The 24,098-nt window shown below is 56.2% G+C and carries 16 protein-coding genes; 11 read left to right on the forward strand and 5 right to left on the reverse strand.

The window, feature by feature from the left end; all coding sequences use genetic code 11:
• Positions 1-104: 104 nt before the first annotated feature.
• From uvrB to thrC, 3 genes are all read left to right on the forward strand, one after another.
• Positions 105-2,210 (forward strand): excinuclease ABC subunit UvrB, encoded by a 2,106-nt coding sequence (uvrB, locus tag CCHOA_RS04735; protein ID WP_123927553.1) that lies wholly within the window; start codon positions 105-107, stop codon positions 2,208-2,210.
• A 259-nt stretch (positions 2,211-2,469) separates the two neighbouring features.
• Positions 2,470-2,910, forward strand: a complete 441-nt coding sequence (locus CCHOA_RS04740; RefSeq protein ID WP_123927556.1) for a universal stress protein — start codon at positions 2,470-2,472, stop codon at positions 2,908-2,910.
• A gap of 295 nt (positions 2,911-3,205) precedes the next feature.
• Positions 3,206-4,657: a threonine synthase gene (gene thrC / locus CCHOA_RS04745; protein ID WP_123927559.1), complete on the forward strand. Its 1,452-nt coding sequence runs from the start codon at positions 3,206-3,208 to the stop codon at positions 4,655-4,657.
• 145 nt (positions 4,658-4,802) lie between these two features.
• Here thrC and CCHOA_RS04750 read toward each other — a convergent pair whose 3' ends face one another.
• From CCHOA_RS04750 to CCHOA_RS04760, 4 genes are all read right to left on the reverse strand, one after another.
• Positions 4,803-7,124 (reverse strand): HelD family protein, encoded by a 2,322-nt coding sequence (locus CCHOA_RS04750; RefSeq protein WP_425453757.1) that lies wholly within the window; start codon positions 7,122-7,124, stop codon positions 4,803-4,805.
• Between the two features lie 390 nt (positions 7,125-7,514).
• Positions 7,515-8,498 (reverse strand): DoxX family protein, encoded by a 984-nt coding sequence (locus CCHOA_RS04755; protein WP_123927565.1) that lies wholly within the window; start codon positions 8,496-8,498, stop codon positions 7,515-7,517.
• A 12-nt stretch (positions 8,499-8,510) separates the two neighbouring features.
• Positions 8,511-8,657: a hypothetical protein gene (locus CCHOA_RS10655; RefSeq protein WP_164472392.1), complete on the reverse strand. Its 147-nt coding sequence runs from the start codon at positions 8,655-8,657 to the stop codon at positions 8,511-8,513.
• A gap of 440 nt (positions 8,658-9,097) precedes the next feature.
• Entirely contained in the window at positions 9,098-9,700 is a 603-nt protein-coding gene (locus CCHOA_RS04760) for an MBL fold metallo-hydrolase (RefSeq protein ID WP_123927569.1), read from the reverse strand.
• A gap of 303 nt (positions 9,701-10,003) precedes the next feature.
• On the opposite strand from CCHOA_RS04760, the gene uvrA reads away from it, so the two are divergent.
• Positions 10,004-12,865: an excinuclease ABC subunit UvrA gene (uvrA, locus tag CCHOA_RS04765; RefSeq protein WP_123927572.1), complete on the forward strand. Its 2,862-nt coding sequence runs from the start codon at positions 10,004-10,006 to the stop codon at positions 12,863-12,865.
• Between the two features lie 349 nt (positions 12,866-13,214).
• Here uvrA and CCHOA_RS04770 read toward each other — a convergent pair whose 3' ends face one another.
• A complete protein-coding gene (locus CCHOA_RS04770) occupies positions 13,215-15,758 on the reverse strand; it encodes a hypothetical protein (RefSeq protein WP_123927575.1) in 2,544 nt (847 codons plus the stop codon).
• 368 nt (positions 15,759-16,126) lie between these two features.
• Here CCHOA_RS04770 and CCHOA_RS04775 point away from each other — a divergent pair, with 368 nt between their 5' ends.
• From CCHOA_RS04775 to pheT, 7 genes are all read left to right on the forward strand, one after another.
• Positions 16,127-16,705: a hypothetical protein gene (locus CCHOA_RS04775; RefSeq protein WP_123927577.1), complete on the forward strand. Its 579-nt coding sequence runs from the start codon at positions 16,127-16,129 to the stop codon at positions 16,703-16,705.
• A 530-nt stretch (positions 16,706-17,235) separates the two neighbouring features.
• A complete protein-coding gene (gene infC, locus CCHOA_RS04780) occupies positions 17,236-17,814 on the forward strand; it encodes a translation initiation factor IF-3 (RefSeq protein WP_123930831.1) in 579 nt (192 codons plus the stop codon).
• A gap of 224 nt (positions 17,815-18,038) precedes the next feature.
• Complete coding sequence (gene rpmI, locus CCHOA_RS04785; protein WP_123930834.1) at positions 18,039-18,233, forward strand: 50S ribosomal protein L35; 195 nt, start codon at positions 18,039-18,041, stop codon at positions 18,231-18,233.
• A gap of 168 nt (positions 18,234-18,401) precedes the next feature.
• Positions 18,402-18,785, forward strand: a complete 384-nt coding sequence (gene rplT, locus CCHOA_RS04790) for a 50S ribosomal protein L20 (RefSeq protein ID WP_123927580.1) — start codon at positions 18,402-18,404, stop codon at positions 18,783-18,785.
• A gap of 239 nt (positions 18,786-19,024) precedes the next feature.
• Complete coding sequence (locus CCHOA_RS04795) at positions 19,025-19,858, forward strand: TrmH family RNA methyltransferase (protein ID WP_245992200.1); 834 nt, start codon at positions 19,025-19,027, stop codon at positions 19,856-19,858.
• A 210-nt stretch (positions 19,859-20,068) separates the two neighbouring features.
• Entirely contained in the window at positions 20,069-21,106 is a 1,038-nt protein-coding gene (pheS, locus tag CCHOA_RS04800; protein WP_123927583.1) for a phenylalanine--tRNA ligase subunit alpha, read from the forward strand.
• Between the two features lie 112 nt (positions 21,107-21,218).
• Positions 21,219-23,738, forward strand: a complete 2,520-nt coding sequence (gene pheT / locus CCHOA_RS04805) for a phenylalanine--tRNA ligase subunit beta (protein WP_123927586.1) — start codon at positions 21,219-21,221, stop codon at positions 23,736-23,738.
• Positions 23,739-24,098: the final 360 nt, after the last annotated feature.

Genomic DNA, 24,098 nt, shown 5'->3' on the forward strand with positions numbered 1-24,098 from the left:
CACCCACCCCGATTGGCGCTTCTGCACCGCAGCAAGCAGCGGGAAACACCACCAACCCGTTCCCGTATTGCTGTTGCCCCACTGCAGGCAACTATGGTGGAGCTATGGCTTTTGCAGCAGAACACCCAGTGTTGTCATATTCGGAACATCGACCAGTCGGTGAAATCGAACGAACCAAAGGCAAGTTCGTTGTCGAATCTGACTTCCAACCCGCCGGGGACCAGCCCAAAGCCATAGCCGAGCTCACCGAACGAATCAACCGCGGCGAGCGAGACATTGTCCTGCTAGGTGCAACCGGCACCGGTAAATCTGCCACCGCAGCCTGGCTTATCGAACAAATCCAGCGCCCCACGCTGGTGATGGCACCGAATAAAACCCTAGCCGCGCAGCTTGCTAACGAACTGCGCCAACTTTTACCAAACAATGCGGTGGAATATTTCGTTTCCTACTACGACTACTATCAGCCGGAAGCCTATATTGCCCAAACCGACACCTACATTGAAAAAGACTCTTCCATCAACGAAGACGTGGAACGGCTTCGACATTCGGCAACCTCGGCACTGCTGTCCCGCCGTGACGTTGTAGTGGTCTCCTCAGTGTCATGTATCTACGGTTTGGGAACCCCACAGTCCTATCTAGACCGTTCAGTCGTTGTAGCAGTCGGCGACGAAGTTGAACGCGACAAATTCCTGCGGCTACTTGTCGATATTCAATATGGTCGCAACGATGTCGCGTTCACCCGCGGCACCTTCCGGGTCAAAGGTGACACCGTCGACATTATCCCCGCATATGAGGAAAAAGCCGTGCGGGTAGAGTTCTTCGGCGACGAGATCGACTCGCTCTACTATGTGCATCCCCTCACCGGTAATGTGCTGGAACAAGTCGACGAAATTCGAATCTTTCCTGCCACCCACTATGTTGCAGGGCCAGAGCGTATGCAGCAGGCAGTTGAAGCGATCAAAGAAGAACTTGGAATGCGTCTTGCTGACCTGGAAAATCGCGGCAAACTGCTGGAGGCACAGCGCCTGCGGATGCGCACCGAATACGACCTGGAAATGATTGAGCAAGTTGGATTCTGCTCTGGAATCGAAAACTATTCCCGCCACATTGATGGTCGCCCCGCGGGCAGTGCCCCGGCCACCCTCGTCGACTATTTCCCAGAAGACTTTGTCACAATCATCGACGAATCCCATGTCACCGTCCCGCAGATCGGTGGCATGTATGAAGGCGACGCATCACGAAAACGCAATCTTGTCGATTTCGGATTCCGGCTACCTAGTGCACTCGACAATCGTCCTTTGACCTGGGATGAGTTCGCTGCCCGCAAAGGACAAACCGTCTACATGTCGGCAACCCCAGGTGACTTCGAACTCGCCGCCGCCAGCGGTGAATATGTTGAACAGGTTATTCGCCCAACCGGACTCCTCGACCCGAAAATCGTCGTCAAACCGACCAAAGGACAAATCGACGATCTCATCGAAAATATTCGGGTGCGGGAGGAACGTGGCGAACGCGTCCTGGTAACAACATTGACCAAGAAAATGGCGGAGGATCTCACCGCATACTTTACCGAGCATGGAATCCGGGTTCGCTATCTGCACTCGGACATTGACACGTTGCAACGCGTCGAATTGCTACGCCAGCTTCGGTTGGGTGAATATGACGTACTCGTAGGTATCAACCTGCTGCGGGAAGGCCTCGACCTGCCAGAGGTGTCGCTAGTGGCAATTTTGGACGCCGATAAGGAAGGGTTCTTGCGTTCCACCCGGTCACTTATCCAAACGATAGGTCGTGCAGCCCGCAACGTTGACGGGGAAGTACACATGTATGCCGACACCATCACCGACTCGATGCAGTTCGCGATCGACGAAACTGAACGTCGCCGTGCAAAGCAGATCGCCTACAACAACGAGCACGGGATTGATCCGCAGCCGTTGCGGAAGAAAATCGCCGATATTCTTGACCAGGTCTACGACATGGAATCCGACGATGCGGCGAAAACCAGCGACGCTACCGCGGATGCAGCGGTCGCCGGACAGCGTGATCTCGGTGACATGCCAGTAGAGAAGCTCCGTGCACTCATCGACGATCTCACCTTGCAGATGAAGGCAGCTGCCGAAGCCTTAAAGTTCGAGCTAGCTGGCCGCTTGCGGGATGAAATCTTGGACTTGAAAAAAGAGTTACGCGGCATGGAAGAAGCAGGGGTGTGAGCCACGAGACTTTTCCAACCCGAAGGTAATTTCGGTTGAGTTTCGTTCCCAACCGACAGCTAGCGGCCTACAATGGTCACAGAAGCGCTTGCTTTGGATCTACGAACAGCTGCCACACGCCCCTGTGGTAGATGAACAACCGCAGCGGTAGTCACCGTGATGTGTCAATTCATCATCCGGTACACCCACAGGTTGGAACAATGTGAGAAGCTCCTGTTGAAGAAAGCACGCTTTGCACAGAAACGATGAAAGGTCTCTTATGAGCCAGTATTCCACCATTGTTGTCGGTACCGACGGTTCGAAGTCTTCGATGCTCGCTGTCCAGCGTGCTGCCGCAATCGCAGCCGCATTCGACGCCACTCTCGTCATTGGGTGCGCATTTTATGAGTCGAAGGAAGCTGCTTCGAAGACCCTGCGGCAGGATTCGATCACCGTGCTTGGTGACGATCCGGCAGCGGAAAACTTGAAGAAAGCAGCCAAGGCCGCCCGCGAAGTTGGCGCCCACGATATCAAGACCACGCAAAAGCCTGGCACCCCTGTTGAGGCGTTGATGGCGATTGTCAACGAGGCGAAGGCTGATTTGTTGGTGGTTGGTAACCGGGGAATCAACTCGCTTACTGGTCGTCTGCTGGGTAGCGTTCCCGCTGATGTTGCCCGCCAGTCACAGTGTGACGTGATGATTGTGCACACAGTCAGCTAACTGTTGCTACGAAAAGAGTAGAAACATTCGTTGTTCCACCGGCGCGCCGGGGGTGTTTGCACCCTCGCGCACTAGGAACAAGCCCGTATCACCATGCACAGTTTCGTGCACTGATGCGGGCTTTTTGCATGCGTATCGTTGCTTGCTATCCGACATCGGCAACGACCTTGTGCGGTGAAAGGCCAGCTTATTGCTTGCGAAACAGATGTATCTGGCACGATCGGGGGCGCCCGAAGATTGTTTCCTGCGGTGGCGTTTTCTGGGCTATCAACCGTGATTTAGTACAGTGTGACAGGTGGACTACATCTCAACGCGCGACGCACGTCGTCAACGGCATACTTTCAGCGATATTCTGCTCGGCGGGCTTGCTGCCGACGGTGGGCTTTATCTGCCCGCGGAATACCCACAACTCAACGATAGCGACCTCACCCGGCTGCGAACCATCCTCAATGAGGAAGGCTATGCGGCGTTAGCGGGGGAGGTGTTGACGTTGTTTATCGACGACGCTGACATTCCTGCCGACGATGTTCGCCGTCTTGCAGCAAACGCCTACCACACCCCAACGTTTAGCGATGAGGCGATTGTGCCGGTCGCGCATCTTGACAACAACCTATATCTAGGCCGGTTGTCGATGGGGCCGACCGCGGCGTTTAAAGATATGGCGATGCAACTGCTCGGCGAGCTTTTCGAATACGAATTGGATCGTCGCGGGGAGACGCTCAATATTCTCGGTGCAACCAGTGGCGACACTGGCTCAGCTGCCGAATATGCCATGCGTGGCCGGCACGGCATCACAGTGTTTATGCTGACCCCCCGCGGTCGGATGACACCATTCCAGCAAGCCCAAATGTTTGGGCTGCTCGACGACAATGTGTTCAACATTGCGCTTGATGGGGTGTTTGATGATTGCCAAGATGTAGTCAAGGCTGTCGCGCAAGATGCCGAATTTAAACGCCGCTGGCGTATCGGGGCGGTGAACTCTATCAACTGGGCGCGGCTTCTTGCCCAGGTGGTGTACTACATTTCTTGCTGGATCCGAATCACCAACAGCAACGATGAAAAGGTCTCGTTTTCGGTTCCAACTGGGAATTTTGGCGATATTTGTGCCGGCCACATTGCCCGCCAAATGGGGTTGCCCATCGATAAGCTCATTGTGGCAACCAACGAAAACTCGGTGCTCGAAGAATTCTTCCGCACTGGCCGCTACCAGGTAGATCGGGAGGCGCTGCAAACCTCCTCACCGTCGATGGACATCTCCAAGGCTTCGAATTTTGAACGGTTTGTGTTCGATCTTCTCGATCGGGACGCAAGTCGTATTGCAGAGCTGTTCGGCGAACAGGTTCCTGCCGGTGGTTTCGATCTGCACGAAGATCCAGCATTCCCGCAGATCGCTGCAACCTTTGGATTCTATGCCGGCACATCGACGCATGCGGATCGTCTCACAACGATTGCTGATTTGCATCGTCGACTCGATGTGCTGGTCGATCCGCACACAGCCGACGGGATTCATGTGGCGAAAACAGTTGCGCAAGCCCAGCACATCACCACCCCAATTGTGTGCCTCGAGACTGCGTTGCCGGTGAAATTTGCCGACACGATTGCTGAGGCGATTGGGGAAGCACCTGCCCCAACCGGTCGATTTGCCGGCATCATGGATGCTGATCGAAAAGTTGTGGATTTGCCTAATGATGCAGCAGTAGTGAAAGCGTTTATTGCCGAACAGTTAGCTGCCCGGGTGGACGCTTAGCCACACAGCATTGGCGCCCGCGGCTCCGGTGTAACCGGTGGATGCTGGTGCCTAGTCTGGCCGCCACAGTGACGGGAATCCAAGGTTGCGTTGTTGGGTTCCTAAAACACCTGTGGCGGCCTGTTGCCTATAGACAACCCCGGTTTCAGTCGGCCGGGTGAGGATGATATCGCTGCACCGGCCCGGCTGGATGTGGAATGTCACCAACAACAGCAAGTGACTGGGTTGCCCGGGTGTAGGCGACGTAGAGATCATTCCATCCTTGGCTGGACTGCTGAGCTATAGCCGTGGGATCAACCACGACCACATGGTCATACTCCAACCCTTTTACCGCATCAACCTGGCACACCACAGTGCGTGCTCGCGCTGCCGGCGACAACGTCGACTGTGCACCGGTGAGGGTTTCAGTAATGCTTGCGAAATCCTTATCGGGCACGATGACAGCGACCTGCCGGTGAGGATCGTCTTGTAGCCGGGTGGTGATCCACGAGGGGATTTGGTGTGCATCACCAATACGGGTGACCGGATAGCGGCCCTCCCGGATCGCGGTGGCCGGCGGTTCGTCGGTGAGTTCTGCCGCCAGGGGTGCTGCAAAGTCAACAATGCTCTGCGGGGTGCGGTAGTTCACAGTTAAGCCAAGCACAGTCAACCGGTTACCCATGGCCGGGCCGAGAGTTTCCGCCCAGTCGTCGATACCTGCGGGATGCGAGGTTTGTGCCGTATCACCCACAATGGTCATCCAGCGGCTGGGGCAGCGCCGCAGAATCATGCGCCATTCCATCGGGGTGATCTCTTGCGCCTCGTCAACAACCACATGCCCATATGCCCAGGTGTAGTCGGCTTGGGCACGTTCAGCGGTGGTGCGATGGTCTTGGGTTTGTTGCCGCATCGCCAAGGTTTCCGCATCGATAATGTCGTGGGCGGATAGGATTTCCGCTTCTGACTCGTCATCCAAGTCGGTGTTTTGCGAGGACTGCAAAATATCGAGGGCATCCTCCGCATCGGCGATCTGCTGGCGCCAAGCCTGCTGTTGTGCCTGTTGCAGCTGGTAAGGATCCGGTGCCCCGATACGGTGTGCCACCTCGTCGATCAGAGCAGTATCAGAAGTACTCACCACCTGGCGGTCGGCCCGATATAGCGCTGACCGGGTTTCCTGATCATAGGCACGGGCAGCATGCGCAATCGCGGTGGTGCTGGTGAGGAGATCGTCTACCACCTGCACCGGGTCAAGGATCGGCCACAGCGCATCAATATGCTGTTGCGTGGTGGGATGTTCGGCGATTTCGTCGAAGAGTTCCGCAATATCACCTTCCCCTAGAAGGTCTGGCCCGCCGAGCGGATCAGCAGAAAGACGATGCGCGACATCCCGGGCGGCCGCTTCGATGAGTTGATCGGCGAAAATTGCACGAGCCGCATTGTGTGGTTTTCGGGAACGACGTGCCCGGGTGCGGGCGGCTTTAATCATTGCCGGGGTCAACGACACCTGCAGGCTGTCGGCGAGAAAGGAGATAGTGTCTTCGGGGATTCGCTGATAGGAGCGAATATGTTCGGTGAGAATGGTGACCATCTCTGCGGAGCCTTTGATCTCCCGGGTGAGGCGGGGATCTTGACAAGTGGCTTCCACCCCGGGGTAGAGCTGCCCAACGGTGGACAGCACTACACCGGTTTCCCCAAGTTCAGGCAGCACACGGGCGATATAGTGCAAAAATGTTGCATTCGGGCCGATAATAAGGACACCTGTTTTCGCGAGCTGTTCCCGCCAGGTGTATAGCAGATATGCGACACGGTGCAATGCAACCGCGGTTTTCCCTGTGCCAGGGCCGCCGGTGACAACAAGTGCACCACGGGACTGGTGGCGAATAATCGCATCCTGTTCGGCTTGAATGGTTTGCACAATCGAAACCATGTGTCCGCTTCTGGCGGCTTCGACGGCTGCCAGCAGCGGTGATTCGTCGCCGACTCCTTGGTCAGTCGTGGCAAGAGGATGATCGTCGCCGGCAAGATATTCGTCGGTAACCCCTTGCACCACGGTACCTTTGGTGCGGATGTGGCGGCGGGCACGCACCCCTTCCGGTTGGGCGGTTGTCGCTAGATAGTAGGGTCGCGCCATGGGGGCACGCCAGTCCAGAAGGAGGGTTTCATAGTCCCGTTCGCGGTCGTGTAACCCAAGCCGACCAATGTAGCGCCGATCATGGTCAGGATGGTCAGGAACTGGATGTTCCGGGCCTTGTTCGGTTTCGTCGCGCACATCGATGCGTCCAAACACTAGACCAAGATGGGCAATATTGAGCCGGTCGAGGCGGGCGTTGAGCGCATGATATTCGGTTTCCCGTTGTACGAGGGCTTCCGGGTCAGGATTAGCCGGATCAACATCGAGCATGACCGCATCAAGACGGGCGCGGGCACGTTGGACTTCGTCGTCAAGATAGCGAAACAGCGTATCAAGATGGGTTTGTTCGCTGGCGATACGCGGATCTTCGTCGTGAGGGGATTGCGACGCGGTGATGATAACGAACCTTCCACAAGGGTGAAGAAAATGAACGATGAGAAAAAGGGCGGTTCGCCGATATAGGCCGTGAACTGCCTATATCGGTGGCGAACCGGAGCCACAAGCGCGGCGGTGTAACCCGGTACTGCAGGCAAGTCGGTGCAGTGGTAGACGGACACCGGCGACAGTGGTGAAAACCCCAGTTTGCTGCAGCATTATGGTCATCCGGGGTGTGACAGGTTTAAGTCGCAGCCGCCGGAACACCCACCACAGCGTTGCCGGTTGGGGCCAAAGATGAGCACACCCGGCAGTGCCAGTGATCAAGGACTGCCGGGTGATGCTGCGGAAAATCGGTGCGGTGCTGCGCTGCTAGAAGTTGTATTTCTTCTCGAGGCGCTTCATCGCTTTCTTAGCCGCTTTATCGGCTTTTTTATTGGCTTTCTTGCTGACTTTCCGGGCTTTCTTCGAAGCTGCACCGTATTCGTTCGCAACAACTTTCGCAGCCTGATCGGCACGAGCCTGCGCTTTCTCGGCGGCTTTTACGGTTCGATCTTTCGCGGCTTTCGCATTTGATGCAGCAAATGCTCGCCAATCGTCCTTGTTGTCATCGAAATAGTCTTGGGCTTGTTCGACCAGTTCCTTTGCTTTGCTGCGGGACTGGTCGAACACGTCGGCGGCAGTGTCGGTGAAGTCGTCAAAGAACGAGTGGGTTTTCTCCGAAGCCTGCTCGAAGAGATCTTTGCCTTTGTCGTCCCAGAATTCGGTGGCGGCACCGGCTGCGGTAGCGGCACCTGCGGCGGCGAAGGATTTCGCATTTCCGGCGAGCTCGCCAGCTTTTTCCTTCCCAGCCTCCATATAGCGTTCAGTGTCCGACTTGCCAGGCAGTGCCTGCTGCACCTTGCGGTTCGTTACCTTGGCAGCATGCTTGGTTCGCCAAGCCAGATCTGGTTTCCCCTGCGTGTCAGACACGGTGATGAGCAGTCCGCCCAGCAGTGCGGTTTGGGTAAGGAACCCAGAACGCATCGTTTCTTTTTCACTGTCGGAGCTGGCAGTCCAAAACGCGTGCCGAGTCAACAGTCCTGGCAGGGAAGTAATCGCTAGCAGGGCAGCGGACAGGCGCTGGAATTTACCTAAAGCCAGCAGCGATCCTGCCGTCACTTTCGTTCCGCCGAGTGCACGATTGACCAGGCTGCTGTCAGCCGGAATAACTGCCGCATACTGTGGGGCGACAGTCTTTACTGCCTGCAGTACAGCAGCGCCTTCATCCGGGTGCTTATCCGGGTGGAGCGTCTGATCGACGCCGTCAGCGATATAGACACTCGCCAACATTGGACGGGCAATTTTACGGAACATGGTGATGTTCACCTAGCTTTCCACAATGAGGTACATATGGGTTGGTTGCAGAATACCGGAAGAAACACGGTAAGCGGGAACTCCTGGAGGCACGACGAGCCACAACACTGCCGGAAACACACCAACAGCCCGCTGGTGCAGGGTAGTTTTTAGCAACACTTCATGGTTTGTGATGTTCGCCAATCCGCGGCGGGATAGAACTTCTTGATCGGCGAGCTGTCACCGATCGCATTGTCTGGGTCGGCAACAGCGCACAGTCGTTTAGTCACACGAACAGCAACCGGCGACAACCAACGGCGTGTGCTGTAGCGGCAGCGAAAATCCAACAATCGATGTTTGCAAATAACCCCAACAGTCACCGCTTGCAACGCGAACCATCCCACACCTATTCCCAATCCACGAACCCGGTGAGGCTTGAGGGGCTAACAAGCAGGGCGAAACAGCTATTGCGACAAGGCTGCAGCACTCGCCACACACCCTAAAAGCGTAGCGATCGAACCAGCGGATGCGTTGGCACGTTCGGGTGATTCGGTCAAGCCAGCGGAAAGTATTGCTCCAATGCGATAGGCGTCATGTGCTGCCACAACAGCTGCCTGGTTTTACCAGCCGCGCGCCCGCCACTGATCAAGCTGACCACGCTCCGCACCCAAGGTGGTATCGGCACCATGACCCGGATGGACAACAGTACTGTCGGGATAGCGCTGGAAAATTTTTTCAATCACATCGGCAAGCAACTGGTGAAAATCCGCTGCCGAATTGGTTTTGCCCACCCCGCCAGGAAACAGACTATCGCCCACAAAAAGATGATCGACCCCGTCGATCGTCGCGGCAACAACCAGGCCGCCAGGGGTGTGTCCGCGCACCACAAACATGGTGAGATCATGGCCAAACCACGACACAGTTTCCCCATCGGCCACCATACGATCGGCGGGCACTGGAATCCCAGGAGCATCTTGGGCCGAAGTCCAATGTTGCGGATGGTACAGCTCACAGATCGCCTCCAAGGCGCGCACATGATCCCAATGCTGATGGGTTGTCACCAAATCGGTTACTGTCACCCCGGTTTGGTCAATGAGCGCAGTAATCGCTGGCGCATCGTCGGCCGCGTCAATAAGCAATCCATGGGTGCCGTCATGTAGCAGATAAACATTATTGTCCATCTCGGAGACAGCGATACGGGCAAGTTGTAGCGGTGCAGTCATAGGTTTCACTGTAGTAGAACAATCCTTCCGGGTCGGTCACAGTACAGCAAGAACACTGTTGCTCCGCCGCTTTCGACACTGCGGATGTGACAGCATCCGCGACAGCCGAACCTTTGGGTGAACAGCACACCATACGGTAGGTTGGCAACAGCACAGCCATACTGTTGCCAGCACCAACCAGTCCGCGAAAACCTTACCGTGCCGGATGAGGCATTCGAACCGGAGATGGATCCGCTGGCATCAGCTTTTCTAGCGGCTGTACCCGTAGCAAACTGCTGACACAGCAAGGATGGAATCCACAAGGTGGCTGACCGGTTAATAGTGCGTGGCGCTCGTGAACACAATCTCAAAGGGGTCGATATTGATCTGCCCCGGGAGAAAATGGTCGTCTTTACCGGCCTGTCCGGGTCGGGGAAATCATCGCTGGCTTTCGACACCATTTTCGCCGAGGGCCAACGCCGCTATGTTGAATCGTTATCGTCGTATGCACGCCAATTCCTCGGGCAGATGGACAAGCCAGATGTCGACTTTATTGAGGGGCTGTCGCCGGCGGTATCGATCGATCAAAAATCGACGAACCGAAACCCACGATCCACCGTCGGCACGATCACGGAAGTCTACGACTATCTGCGTCTGCTGTATGCGCGGGCAGGCACCGCGCACTGCCCGGAATGTGACGCCACCATCGAGCGGCAAACTCCGCAGCAGATCGTCGACCAGATCCTTGCCCTTGCAGAGGGAACTCGTTTTCAAGTGCTGGCACCGGTGGTGCGGACCCGTAAAGGGGAATTCGTCGAACTGTTTTCCTCACTTGCAGCACAAGGCTATGTGCGGGCGATTGTTGATGGTGAACAGATTCAACTCACCGATCCGCCAGTGTTAGAAAAACAAGTGAAACACGATATTGACGTGGTCATTGACCGGTTGAAGGTGAAACCTTCTGCGCAAGGCCGGTTGACGGATTCGGTTGAAACTGCCCTCCAGTTAGCTGACGGGGTGGTGGTGATTGACTTTGTTGATTTAGCAGCTGACGATCCGCAACGGCAACGGCGATTCTCGGAGAAAATGTCGTGCCCAAACGGGCATCCGTTAGCTATTGACGAATTAGAGCCGCGTTCTTTTTCCTTCAACAGCCCCTACGGAGCCTGCCCTGCCTGCGACGGGCTCGGCACAAAACTGGAGGTCGACGTTGATTTAGTGGTGCCTGATCCGGCGGCGCCGCTGCTGAGCGCTATCGCTCCTTGGAACACGGGTTTTAACCAAACCTATTTCCAAAACCTGCTAAAAGGCTTGGCAGCTGCTATGGAGTTTTCGCCGGAAACCCCATTCGAAAAGCTGACGAAACCACAGCGCAAAGCAGTGCTGCATGGTTCACGGCATAAAGTCGCGGTGAGTTTTAAAAACCGTTATGGCCGGATGCGGCACTACAATGCCGCATTTGAAGGGGTCATCGGCTATATCACTCGCAAGTTGGAAAATTCCGACTCGCCAACAACCAAAGACCGCATGCTGTCATATATGGCCGAAGTACCCTGCCCCACCTGTCAAGGTGCACGGCTGAAACCAGAGATTCTCGCGGTGCGACTGGCAAGCCATCAGCATGGGGAAAAATCGATCGCCGAAGTCACTGATCTGGCGGTGGCCGATGCGGCCGAGTTTTTGCAGGATCTCAAACTCGGTGAGCGGGAGCGGATGATCGCTGGCGCAGTGCTTAAAGAGGTCGATGCGCGGCTGCAATTTTTGATCGATGTCGGGTTGACCTATCTGTCGCTCAACCGGTCGGCCGGTACCCTTTCCGGCGGGGAAGCGCAGCGTATCCGCCTTGCAACCCAGATCGGTTCCGGTCTTGCCGGTGTGCTCTATGTGCTTGATGAACCCTCGATTGGTCTGCATCAACGTGATAACACTCGGCTAATTGCAACCTTGGAACATCTTCGGGACATCGGCAACACGCTGATCGTGGTGGAACACGATGAAGAAACGATCCGCAGCGCGGATTGGCTTGTTGATATCGGACCGAAAGCCGGCGAATATGGCGGTGAGGTGGTGTATCAAGGTCCCCCTTCCGGGATTACTGACTGTGCCGCCTCTATTACTGGTGCTTATTTGTCGGGCAAGAAACAGCTTGCGGTTCCCGCAGCCCGCAGAGTAGTCGATCCTGATCGGCAGCTGCGTATCCTCGGTGCGCGGGAAAACAATCTCCGGGAAGTGGATGTCAACATTCCCCTCGGTGTGCTGTGTTGTGTCACCGGCGTGTCCGGTTCGGGAAAGTCAACGTTGATCAACCAGATTTTGGCGAAAGTGTTGGCGAATAATCTCAACGGTGCTCGGCAAGTTCCCGGCAAGGTAACCCGGGTCGAAGGGCTGGAACATCTTGACAAGTTGGTGCAAGTCGACCAGTCACCAATTGGGCGCACCCCGCGTTCGAATCCGGCCACCTACACAGGCGTGTTCGATAAGATTCGTACCCTGTTTGCGGAGACGACGGAGGCGAAAGTTCGCGGATACAAGCCGGGACGTTTTTCTTTCAACGTCAAGGGTGGGCGTTGTGAAGCATGCCGTGGCGACGGCACCCTAAAAATCGAGATGAACTTCCTTCCCGATGTGTATGTGCCCTGTGAAGTGTGTGGTGGTGCCCGCTATAACCGGGAAACGTTGGAGATTCACTACAAGGGCAAGACAATCGCAGAAGTGCTGGACATGCCGATTAGTGAAGCTGCCGAATTTTTTGCCCCAATCACTGCTATTGCCCGCTATCTCAACACGCTTGTTGAGGTGGGGCTGGGGTATGTGCGGCTTGGCCAGTCGGCGACAACACTGTCTGGTGGGGAAGCGCAACGTGTGAAGCTTGCAGCTGAGCTGCAGAAACGCTCGAATGGGCGGACGATCTATATTCTTGACGAGCCAACCACCGGGCTGCATTTTGAAGATATCGCCAAACTGATGAAGGTGATTCAGGGGCTGGTGGATAAAGGCAATAGTGTGCTGGTGATTGAACACAATCTGGATGTGATCAAGGCCAGTGACTGGATTGTCGATATGGGGCCTGAAGGTGGTGCTGGCGGCGGCACTGTGGTGGCTACCGGCACCCCGGAGCAGGTTGCTGCAGTGGAAGGTTCCCACACCGGGATGTATCTTCGTCCGCTGCTGCCTTCGTTGGCTTAAACCCGGCAATGACCCGACCAGCGGGCATCCCATGAGCGCGTCGGTCTCCTGGGTTCCTTAGCGGAAGTAGGTGGGGTGCGAAATCTTCCTTGGTTTGTGCCGCGTCGGCGTCACATGCGTGCGCTGGGCGGCACAGTTAGGTGACTGGTTTTGCTGTGATGCACTTCGGGTTCTTCGGTCCACCGTTGGTGCACCGTGGGCTGTAACTTTTCCTTGATGCACCTTGGTGGTTACTTGTTGCGTGATGGGCGAGTTGGTCGCAGTGTGGCTCGTCAGCTGCAGTTATGCTGCTTTTGCTCACCGGCTTTGGGAGGTTCTGCGACCGGGCTCTGACAGCGGCGCCAAAAGTCTATGATCGGCTGTTGTTTGTGTCCTCTGTGCTGCCAGGTGCGGTGGTTGATGCTGCCCCAGCAGAGTGCAGGCCGGCAGTATCCGCCAACGGTGCGGGAGAATGATCGCCCATACCCGCTGCAGCACGGGTGCCAGCCGGAGCACCGGTGGCCGAGGTTTTGCGTCGCCGATCGACACTCCATCGGCGGGTGCCGATTGTCAGCAGGGCGATGCCACACAGCAAGAAGGCCACCACCCGAACCAGTGAGGATTCCTGGCTCAGCTCAATGAGCAGGAGTTTGCCCATAGCTAGCAAGGCGATCCCAAATCCGACACCGCTGCTGTAGGCAATAGTTTGGGCTTTGCGAGAGAGCAACAGCCAGCTAGCTACCAGCAGCAGCCAACTGTCAATGACATACCCGCCGGTATTCACTGCCGGGTCGACCCCCAACAGATTTTGGAAGCAATAGGCAACAGTGGTGACGATGCCGAACCAGGAAGCGTAGCCTGCCGCCACACCGGCGAACACCACAGCGGTCACAGCTGGTTGACGTCCAACAGCCCAACTGCGATATAACACCAGCATGATGATGATCGTTGCGGCAATCATGCAAATACCAAGGATAAAATAATCAATCCCTCTTAGCGGACCGGGAAATTGGTGATGGAGCACTGCGGAATACCACTGCAGGGAAAACCTTCCCGAAAACACCAGCCCCATGAGTACCGTGCCGACTCCAAGGAGCTGCCAGCGGCGCCACCACAGCGCAATGCAGCACAGTGCAGTGGCTATGGCAATACTGCACATTGCGTGGGTTAACCGTGGCCAGCCAAGCATCGGTAGTGGGGAAGTGTGTGCGGCCGGAAGAAGGAAACGAATTTCTTCAAACATGAGTAATGCACAAGCAGTCGCCACAAGCACAGTGATATAGGCACGCCCCAGCTGGGTGTGTGCCGTCGATGGCGATACGCGCCGAAGCGAACTGGTCGTTGTATCGCCAAACCTGCGGCCATACCGTGCCGGAGTGGCTGGCCGTATTGCTGCTGGGTGCGGTGTATTTGCGGGTTCATCATCGGGTTGTTCACCCGGCGGATTGTGCAATGTGTCAGCTGTCGGACTGGTTGCCTGTGCGGTGGACTGCCGCGTAACGGGACTGCCCGCGGCGGCAATATCCCGATACAGCAACACTGCCGCGCACAGATATGCGCAAGCCCCAATAAGTCCAAGCCAAATGTACTGAGTACTACCAAACAAGCGCAGTATCGCTAGCACTTCAGCGGGAAACACACACAGCAACACCAGATCCACTCGGGTGTGGTTGCCACGAACCACCGCCACAGCAAAGCCGACACCTGCCAGAAGCAGCAGCACCGCTGCAGCGAGTGTTTCGCCAACTCGGCTCAATTGCCAGAACTGTGCCGGCATCCACACCACAGTGAGGATGATGAGTCCTATCCGCAGCTTGGCATCAAAGACCTGCCAGCGGCCCACAATGACCACCATCATCCACAGCGCCGGCAGCATCAGCGCAAATATCACCATCGCCACCAGTGAACCAGTGATGCGCTGTGCGTCGATAGTGACAATAAACCCACACAGGATTGACGCCACAAACCAGTACAGACACTGCAGCAAATCGGTGGCGTGACGCCACGTGTACAGGGTGAGCGCCACCATTGCCACCAGACACAGCACAAGGGCTGCCAACGGAATCAGTGCGGGCCTGTCGGTGACAAGATTCCACATTGCGGCATAAAGCCATCCGGCAAGGGCAATCGTTATACACGCCGATACTGCAGGTTTCGACCATCCTCCCTGTTGGCCGACAAGCCCAACGCCGGCAAACCCTGCACTGAGCACGAGACAAATAATGTCCAGCGACTGCGGGGTAAGCCAACCATTTTGGTACGACAACCACACCAACCCCCACAATCCGGCAATCGTAATCAGCGAACCACCGATGATGAGGGATAATGAGGCAAACGAGATAAAAGAACGCGGTTTTTGCCGGGGCGGATGGAAATATTCGGCAGGAAACGATCCCGGGTTGCGGGTCTTTTGCTGCGGCAAACCGTGACCAGCCACCGGAGACGATTGCAGGTCACCTTGTTGTCTAACACCGGCCGGATAACCAGAGTTGCCTGCTAACCCGGGTGAAGCAATGGCCTGGTGGCCGGCAGGATCGTGAGCATTACTAGGTGGGTTTGCGGCGGGGAGATTAGGAACGGCTGACCTGCCCGCCTGAGGCTCGATCGATACACCATGGGCATTTGCCGCTGTGGATTTCTGTATTTCCCGTTGAAACAACTCTGGACGTGGCTGCACGGAAGCAGGAGGACAACCAGCCCCCGGCTGGTTTGGCGATGGTTGCGGCACTGCTGCATGCGATGCAGCAGACTGCGATGATGCGGTCGCGGTCTGTTCCATCTCACTTAGTAGTACGGCAAGTCGCTCGGACTGTTGGGAGAGAAAACGCAATTGGCGGTTCATCTCTGCAAGCTGCTGCACTATAGCTGCATGCTGCGACGGGATAGGTCGTAGCGGGTGGGAAGGCTCATTCATGAACCCAATATAGATAGGTCCAGGGTCGTTGTAAGCCGGTTTAGACAATGATTGGCCGCTACTGGGTGCACCTATCATTAACCTGATAGTGGAATTGCTGCACTACTGTGGCGTGTACGGGTAGTGGCCACGGCCGGAAGGAAGCCGCCGACTTCCCCCTGGGGTCTGTGATAGCTGGAGCGGCCGGAAAATTTTTTACCCGCCGAAGACGATCGCCACACTATAGTGAGCCTTTAAGAACATTTGATCGACACCTGCCCCCGCGGTGGCGAGACAAGCTGGCTTATTGTCGCGCAGTTAACAACCAGTTTTGTTACCCGCAGAGGTAAGCAACTACCTTCGGCACACCGGGTTTTCTCAGGAGGATTGTGATGCAACAAACCCGCATGACCCCACTTGCAACCATTATTGGGTTACTGCTGCTTGTGCTCATCTTGCTGTTTGCGGCAGGATACTTCCTCCTGGGCTGGGGAACATCCCGCAGTGATGCACCTGCGGTCAGCAATGTTGCAACTAAGACTGCAAACTCAACCCCAGATACGACCTCTCTTCCCTCGACAACCTCGTCGTCACCAACTGTGGTGACGAAAACCGTCACCTCTCCGTTCTCCCCGTCACCCACCGCCCCACATACGACACCACCAGTCGAGCCGCGGGAAGATCCCGTACCGATGCCGCCGGACACCCCACCCGCCCCGCAGCCTAGTGGGCGTGACTGCGGTGAACACACCTATGCGCTGACCGATGTCACATCTTGTCCCTTCGCACGATCAACAGGCTACACCCTCGGGAACCCGCCGCCAGAGATCGGCTATGTCACCATCGCGGTGTATTCCCCGGTTACAGACGAATTCTATGACATGGCCTGCCAGCGCATAGCAGACCCCAATACCTGGGACTGTTTAGGAGGAAGCAATGCGAAAGTACGGATTCACGGTTCTGCCTAGCGCAGTCGCCCCCAATAGCCAAAGCGTAGCGACATTGTGGCTATGCGGGGGTGCATCACAGGGAACCAGTCGTATTTGATGCGTCGATCCTTGCTGTGGTAGCGTAGTGCGCACTACCGCCGAAGCGGGTATGCAATCATGCCCGTGAAGGTAACAAGCGGAGATCCCTCCCACCAGATGCCGCAACATCAGTTTCTGATGTTGATGGATAACGGTCACCATTTAGCGGCAGTCGCGAGCATGTATCGGCGAAAGACTTCGAGGAACCTCAGGTCTTGTCAATAGCACCTGTAATAGTGTGCGTCTCGTGGCCGCCTGTTAAAAGGTAGAAACAGGATCTCCCGTGCCGGAACACCCGGTACGGGATTTTTTGTGGGGTCTAGACGCGAAGGAAGCGAGAATGCACAATTACCACGCTTCCTAGCGCCTCCGGTTGGCGGTAGGACGCACACCGAGGGTGTGTTGCCGACAATTCACCGCATACCATTTAGTTGCACTAGCGACTCATCGTATGCGAGACGGTGATTCGGCTGCACCCTTCACTCAAGTTTGCGCACCATCACAGTTTTTCGACTCTAGGAGTTCCCATCAGCGCTGAAGCTCGCATTAATGAGCGTATCCGAGTACCCGAGGTTCGACTGGTCGGACCTGACGGAGAGCAGGTGGGCATCGTTCGTATTGAGGACGCCCGCAAAATCGCTTATGAGGCCGACCTTGATCTCGTAGAACTTGCCCCAAATGCGAAACCGCCGGTTTGCAAGATCATGGACTATGGCAAGTTCAAATATGAACAAGCCCAAAAAGCCCGTGAATCGCGTCGTAACCAGCAGCAAACTGTTGTCAAAGAACAGAAGCTGCGGCCGAAGATTGACGACCACGACTACGAGACCAAAAAAGGCAACGTTATTCGTTTCCTTGAAAAAGGTTCCAAGGTTAAGGTCACCATTATGTTCCGTGGCCGTGAACAGTCACGCCCGGAACTGGGGTTCCGACTCCTCGACCGACTGGCGAACGACGTTGCCGAATATGGTGTCGTCGAAACGAAGCCAAAGCAAGATGGTCGCAACATGACGATGGTGTTGGGGCCGATTCGCAAAGCGAAGAAGTAATCCATCCCTCGGGCGTGTTCAACCCCCACGCTGTTGGTTTCCGCGCTCTTGCCGGCGCTGTACACTCTCGCAGCTTGTGAGTAGTAGATGAGGTCATGCCAGACGGTGTTTTCCGCACTGCTGTCACTGTGACTAGTCCGGCACATTCAGCGGTGGTCACCCCGGGACTCGGGGAAACCCACCAACAGCAACCGAACAGACAACTCGATCCGAAAGAAAAGATCATGAAGCAGAAGACCCACAAGGGCACCGCCAAGCGCGTGAAGATCACCGGTTCCGGCAAACTTCGTCGTGAACAGGCCAACCGTCGCCACCTGCTGGAAGGTAAGCCTTCCACCCGCACCCGTCGCCTGAAGGGCACCACGGATGTTGACAAGGCTGACACCCGCCGCGTGAAGCGTCTGCTGGGCAAGGCATAGCCAACCCGATTTGGCAACTATTGCCTTTTCCCGCCGCACTATAACGACCAGCACCACAAAGATAAGCTGGCAACCAGATAGCGGCCGGTGTGAGCCCAACTCAAACGGTAGGGAAGACACACCAATCTTTGACAACATTCTACCCCACAACTGTTAGGAAGTTTTACCGTGGCACGTGTTAAGCGGTCAGTCAACGCGAAGAAGAAGCGTCGCGAAATTCTGAAGTCTGCCAAGGGTTACCGTGGCCAGCGTTCCCGCCTGTACCGGAAGGCGAAGGAACAGTGGCTGCACTCCATGACCTACGCCTACCGCGATCGTCGTAAGCGTAAGGGTCAGTTCCGTCGCCTGTGGATCACCCGTATTAATGCGGCTGCTCGCATGAACGACATCACCTACAACCGGCTGATCCAGGGTCTCAAGCTGGCCGGTATCGAAGTTGACCGGAAGATGCTCGCCGAGCTCGCTGTTTCCGACTTTGCCGCCTTCACCGCAATTTGCGAAGCTGCGAAAGCTGCGCTGCCAGAAGATGTGAACGCGCCAAAGGCTGCATAAGTTTTTCCCTTTCGCTGAAGGCGAAGGAACCATCCGCTGACAGTGTGCAATGCACCCTTACAGCGGATCGCACAAACCCTGTACCACGTCGAGTCAGAAAGTAACCACCAGTTTTCGGTGCACTTCTGGCGAGTCTTGGTGCAGGGTTTTCCTGTCTTAGCACTCCTTGACTTCAGTGTCTCCAGACTTGTCAACGCTTGGAAGTGCATAGCTGCCGTTGAGACGGTAGATTGTGTGAGGTGAAAGACAGCGCACCGATGCACTACACCAAACGCACCCCCCGGGTCGTGAAAGCAGCCAAATTGAAAAAGGCCGCCGAACGAAAACGGCGGGGACAGATGCTGGTGGAAGGCTCGAATGCTCTCCAGGCAGCCACCGATCAAGGAGAAATCCTTGATCTTTTCGCAACGGATGAAGCATTTATCGAATATCGCGAGCTCATTGAGCAAGCAGCTCGCGCCGGTGCCTATGTGCATCGCATCGATGACTCGGCCAAGCATGCCCTAGCCGACACTGTCACTTCACCTGGTTTGTTTGGGGTGTGTCGGACGATTCTGCAGCCGGTCGATGCGATTCTCGACGAAGATCCACAACTGCTTGTGGTGGGGGTGGACACACAAGAACCCGGAAACTGTGGAACCCTGATTCGGCTGGCTGCCGCGCTCGGCGCAGATGCCATCATTTTCGCCGGGGACAGTGCAGATCCCCAAGGTGGCAAAGCAGTGCGTTCCAGTGCGGGAAGTATCTTTACCATTCCTGTTGCCCGGGTGGAAGATCCCAGCGAACTAGTAGAAGAGCTGCATCGACGCAACATCAACACCGTAGCGACAACCCTGCACGCGCCCCACAGCCTGCACGATCCAAAAATATCGGCCTCCTTAGCCTCACCGACTGCCTGGCTATTCGGAAACGAAGCCCACGGACTGCGGGACAAGGTAGCAAATTCGGCAACCTTGCAAGTACGGCTACCAATGAGTCCGAGAGTGGAATCGCTCAACGTCGCCGCGGCGGCGGCAATTTGTGTCTGGGAATCCGCCCGTGCGTTAGGCACGGTTACCGACAAGCAGCCGTAACGCTTGCCGAAGCAACGCATAGACAGCCAGAAGCAGGTAAACCCAAGGTAGTCTGCAGCTGTTAGCGGCGGGGCGAACTGCCACTTGGTGCCACGGGGTTGGTAGCATGTAGCAGCAGCAACGGTGGCATGCGCCGCACCTACCGCACTACACCGAATTTGCGCCCAACCAACTATCTGCAAATCAATAAGAAACAAGAAAGTACTGCTTGTGAGTGACATTGCGCTGACTGAAGCGAATCTAACCGAGCTGGCCCGCAAGGCGTGCGCTGCATTCGACAATGCGAAGGATCTTGAGGAGCTTCAGCAGCTTCGTCGGGATCACCTGGGAGACGATGCGCCCCTGTCGCTGGCACGTCGCTCGTTGGGTTTTCTCCCGAAAGAAGAACGCAAAGAAGCTGGCCGCCTGGTCAATATTGCCCGTGGCCAAGCTGAACGACGCTACGGCGAAGTGAACGTGGTGCTCACTGAACAGCGTGACGCGCAGCGTCTCATCGACGAACGAGTAGATGTTACGGTTGCCACTCCCAGGCGGCGCCGCGGTGCAATGCATCCGATCACCGCACTTTCGGAACAAGTTGCGGATATTTTCCTGGCCATGGGCTGGGAGATTGCCGACGGTCCGGAAGTCGAAGCAGAATACTTCAACTTTGACGCACTGAACTTCCTGCCGGATCACCCGGCACGAACACTGCAAGACACCTTCCATATCGCCCCGCACGGTTCCGGCAAAGTGCTGCGCACCCACACCTCACCGGTGCAGATGCGCACCATGCTCGCGCGTGAAGTACCGATCTATATCGCCTGCCCGGGTCGCGTATTTCGCACCGATGAGCTCGATGCCACCCACACTCCAGTGTTCCACCAGGTAGAAGGTCTCGCCGTGGATAAAGGGCTGACTATGGCCCATTTGAAGGGCACTCTCGACCATCTGGCGCGCACCCTGTTTGGGGAAGGCACCACCACACGGATGCGCACCAACTATTTCCCCTTCACTGAACCCTCCGCTGAAGTCGACGTGTGGTTCCCAAATAAAAAGGGAGGACCCGGCTGGATTGAATGGGGCGGCTGCGGCATGGTGAATCCGAATGTGCTGCGCGCAGCAGGCATTGATCCTGAAGAGTACAACGGCTTCGCGTTCGGCATGGGGTTGGAACGCACCCTGCAATTTATGAACGGTTTATCCGATATGCGCGACATGGTTGAAGGCGATATTCGTTTCACTAGCCCATTTGGGGTGCAGGCTTAGATCGTTGGTCAGCCACATGTTGAGCAACAACAGTTGTAACCACCAAGCAGTTACGACACCTGCCACGCTCCCTTGACCGTTCCCTCCCTTCTTGTATTGAAACTGTGAGATTATGCTGATTTCCAAGCGTTGGATCCTGTCCCTACTCCAGGGCGCTGGGGTGGCCCCAGCCGACTTTGCCCCTACTGATGAAGAATTTGACCAGGCTTTTGTGCGGGTCGGATTCGAAACGGAGGGCTATGCACCGATTCCCCAAACCACCGGCCCGTTGGTAGTTGGTGTGGTTGAACATATTGAGGAGCTCACTGGCTTTAAAAAACCAATCCGGCACTGCCAGGTGAATGTTGGCCAAGCTAATGGCACCGGCGAGCTGCAGTCAATTGTGTGTGGTGCCCGGAATTTCCAGGAAGGTGACACAGTGGTGGTTGCCTTGCCGGGTACCGTGTTGCCGGGTGATTTTGCCATCGCCACCCGGAAAACCTACGGCAAAATCTCTGACGGCATGATCTGTTCGGCCGCCGAGCTCGGAATGACTGACAAGCAGAATTCCGGAATTATGGTGCTGCCGGCAGCAATCGCCGAACCGGGGGCGTCTGCCTATGAATTGTTAGGGCTTGACGACACCGTATTCGATGTCAATATCACCCCGGATCGCGGCTACGCCCTCTCGTTGCGTGGGCTCGCTCGTGAAATTGCCTCAGCCTATGATTTGCCGTACGTCGATGTGGCAGCTGATCCATCGATCGCAGGAATTACTTGTGCACCTATCGACTGGCAGCCAGGAGAAGTAGCAGTCTCGTTGGATCCTGCGACGAAAGCCCGCCGGTTTGGTTTGGTGACTGTGGCTGGTATCGATCCGACTGTGGAATCACCGTTGTGGATGCAGCGGGAATTAATGCTGTGCGGACAGCGGCCGGTCAACGCCGCAACCGACATCACTAACTATGTGATGATGCTGCTCGGGCAGCCGATGCATGCCTTTGACGCTGCGAAAATCCACGGTGATCTGGTGGTTCGAAACGCGCAACCGGGGGAGCGGTTGACCACGCTGGATGAAAAAGAGCGGGAACTGTCCGCTGAAGATGTGGTGATCTGCGACGATGCAGGGGTGCAGTCTCTTGCCGGTGTCATGGGTGGTGCCACGTCGGAGATTTCTGCAACTACTACCGATGTGCATTTCGAGGCAGCTTCCTGGGATCCGATCACCGTTGCCCGTACCTGCCGACGGCACAAGCTCACTTCGGAAGCGTCCCGCCGCTTCGAACGGGGTGTTGATCCTGCGATTATCGAAGTCGCGTTGGATATTGCTGCATCACTGCTGGTGCAAATCGCAGGTGGATCAATCACCGGCAAACGCACCTTGGTTGGGGAAGTTCCAGCGATGCCGGTGATCACTATGGATGCGCTGCGGCCGCAACGTATCGCGGGGAAGGAAATTCCGGCGTCGGCAGCAATTGGCCGCTTGCAGGAGGTGGGCTGTGCGATCAGCGAAACTGACGGTGAGCTTACCGTCACTCCACCAACTTGGCGGGGCGATATCACGATGCCCGCCGATTTGGTTGAAGAGGTACTTCGTTTGGAAGGGCTCGACGACATTCCGTCGATTACACCAACCTCCCCATCGGGTCGTGGTTTGTCGATGGCACAGCGTCGCCGACGTGCAGTCGGCCATGCCCTCGCCTACAACGGCTATGTGGAGATTATTCCGACACCGTTTATCGCCAATAACGTGTTTGATCTGTGGGATCTCGCAGCCGACGATCCGCGGCGAAACACCGTCAAAGTAGCAAACCCCCTCGAGTCTGACTATGGCCAATTGGCTACCACCTTGCTGCCAAGCCTGTGTGAGGTCGTTGCCCGAAATGTTGCTCGCGGCAATACTGATGTAGCACTCTACGGCGTAGCGCAGGTGGCACATGCCGCAAGTGTTGAACGCACCCCAATGTTGGCAACTGATCATCGTCCAACCGACGATGAGGTCAAGGAGCTGCTGCACACACTGCCGCAGCAACCATTGCATGTGGCTGCAATGGGTACGGGTTTGCTTGCTCCGGTTGGACCTGCACAGTCAACAACACAGTACAGCTGGAGTGATGCCATCGAAGCAGCCCGCATTGTGGCTGGCGCCTGCGGTGTGCAGATCACGGTCGAACAAGCGGAGATGCTGCCATGGCATCCTGGCCGCTGTGCAGCGATCACCTTTGGTGACGACGTGCTCGGCTATGCAGGCGAGCTGCATCCGAAGGTGATTGAGGCGCTGCATCTGCCGGAGCGAACCTGTGCCATGGAGCTGGATCTTTCCCCAGTGCTTACTGCGCCGGTGAGCTTGCCTGCGCCGGAGTTGAGCCCATATCCGGCACTGTTACAGGATGTTGCGTTAGTTGTTGATGAAGCACTGCCTGCCGAGTCGGTGCGCCAGGTTCTTGCTGAGAACGCCGGCCCACTGCTGGAACAGGTCGAATTGTTTGATGTCTACACTTCGGAACGGCTCGGCGCGGGCAAGAAGTCACTGGCGTTTAATCTTCGCTTCCGCGCAGCTGATCGGACATTAACCGATGAGGAGTGCAATGAAGCCAAACAGCAGGCGGTGGCTGCTGCCGAGGCTGCATTTGGGGCGCAACAGCGTGCCTAGCCAGGCTGGTTCTCTGAGAGCCAAGGTAAGCGCTGACACCAGATGATTCCGAACGCTTCGGATTCGGCTTGGACGACCGTGTTTTGGGAGCAAACGTCCACCCCCTGATGCGGGGCGTGGTGCAATATCGCTACCCGGTGCTCGTCGCGTTGTGCGATGAACACCGGGTTTTGCGTTTTCGCAGTACACCTCGTTGCAGCGGGGCTGCCGGAAACACTGCACCCTTACCTTTTATGGCGGAAACGATATTTCGGTGGCGCACTGCTCTAAGGGAAGCAGTGGAGCAATCTTCATCGTGAGACAGTGGTTGCTCGTGGTGTGAGGCAGGTAAATAGCTATAAACACGACATGTTATAAAAT

Origin of the sequence: Corynebacterium choanae, assembly GCF_003813965.1 — a bacterium.
Classification (GTDB): Bacteria; Actinomycetota; Actinomycetes; order Mycobacteriales; family Mycobacteriaceae; genus Corynebacterium; species Corynebacterium choanae.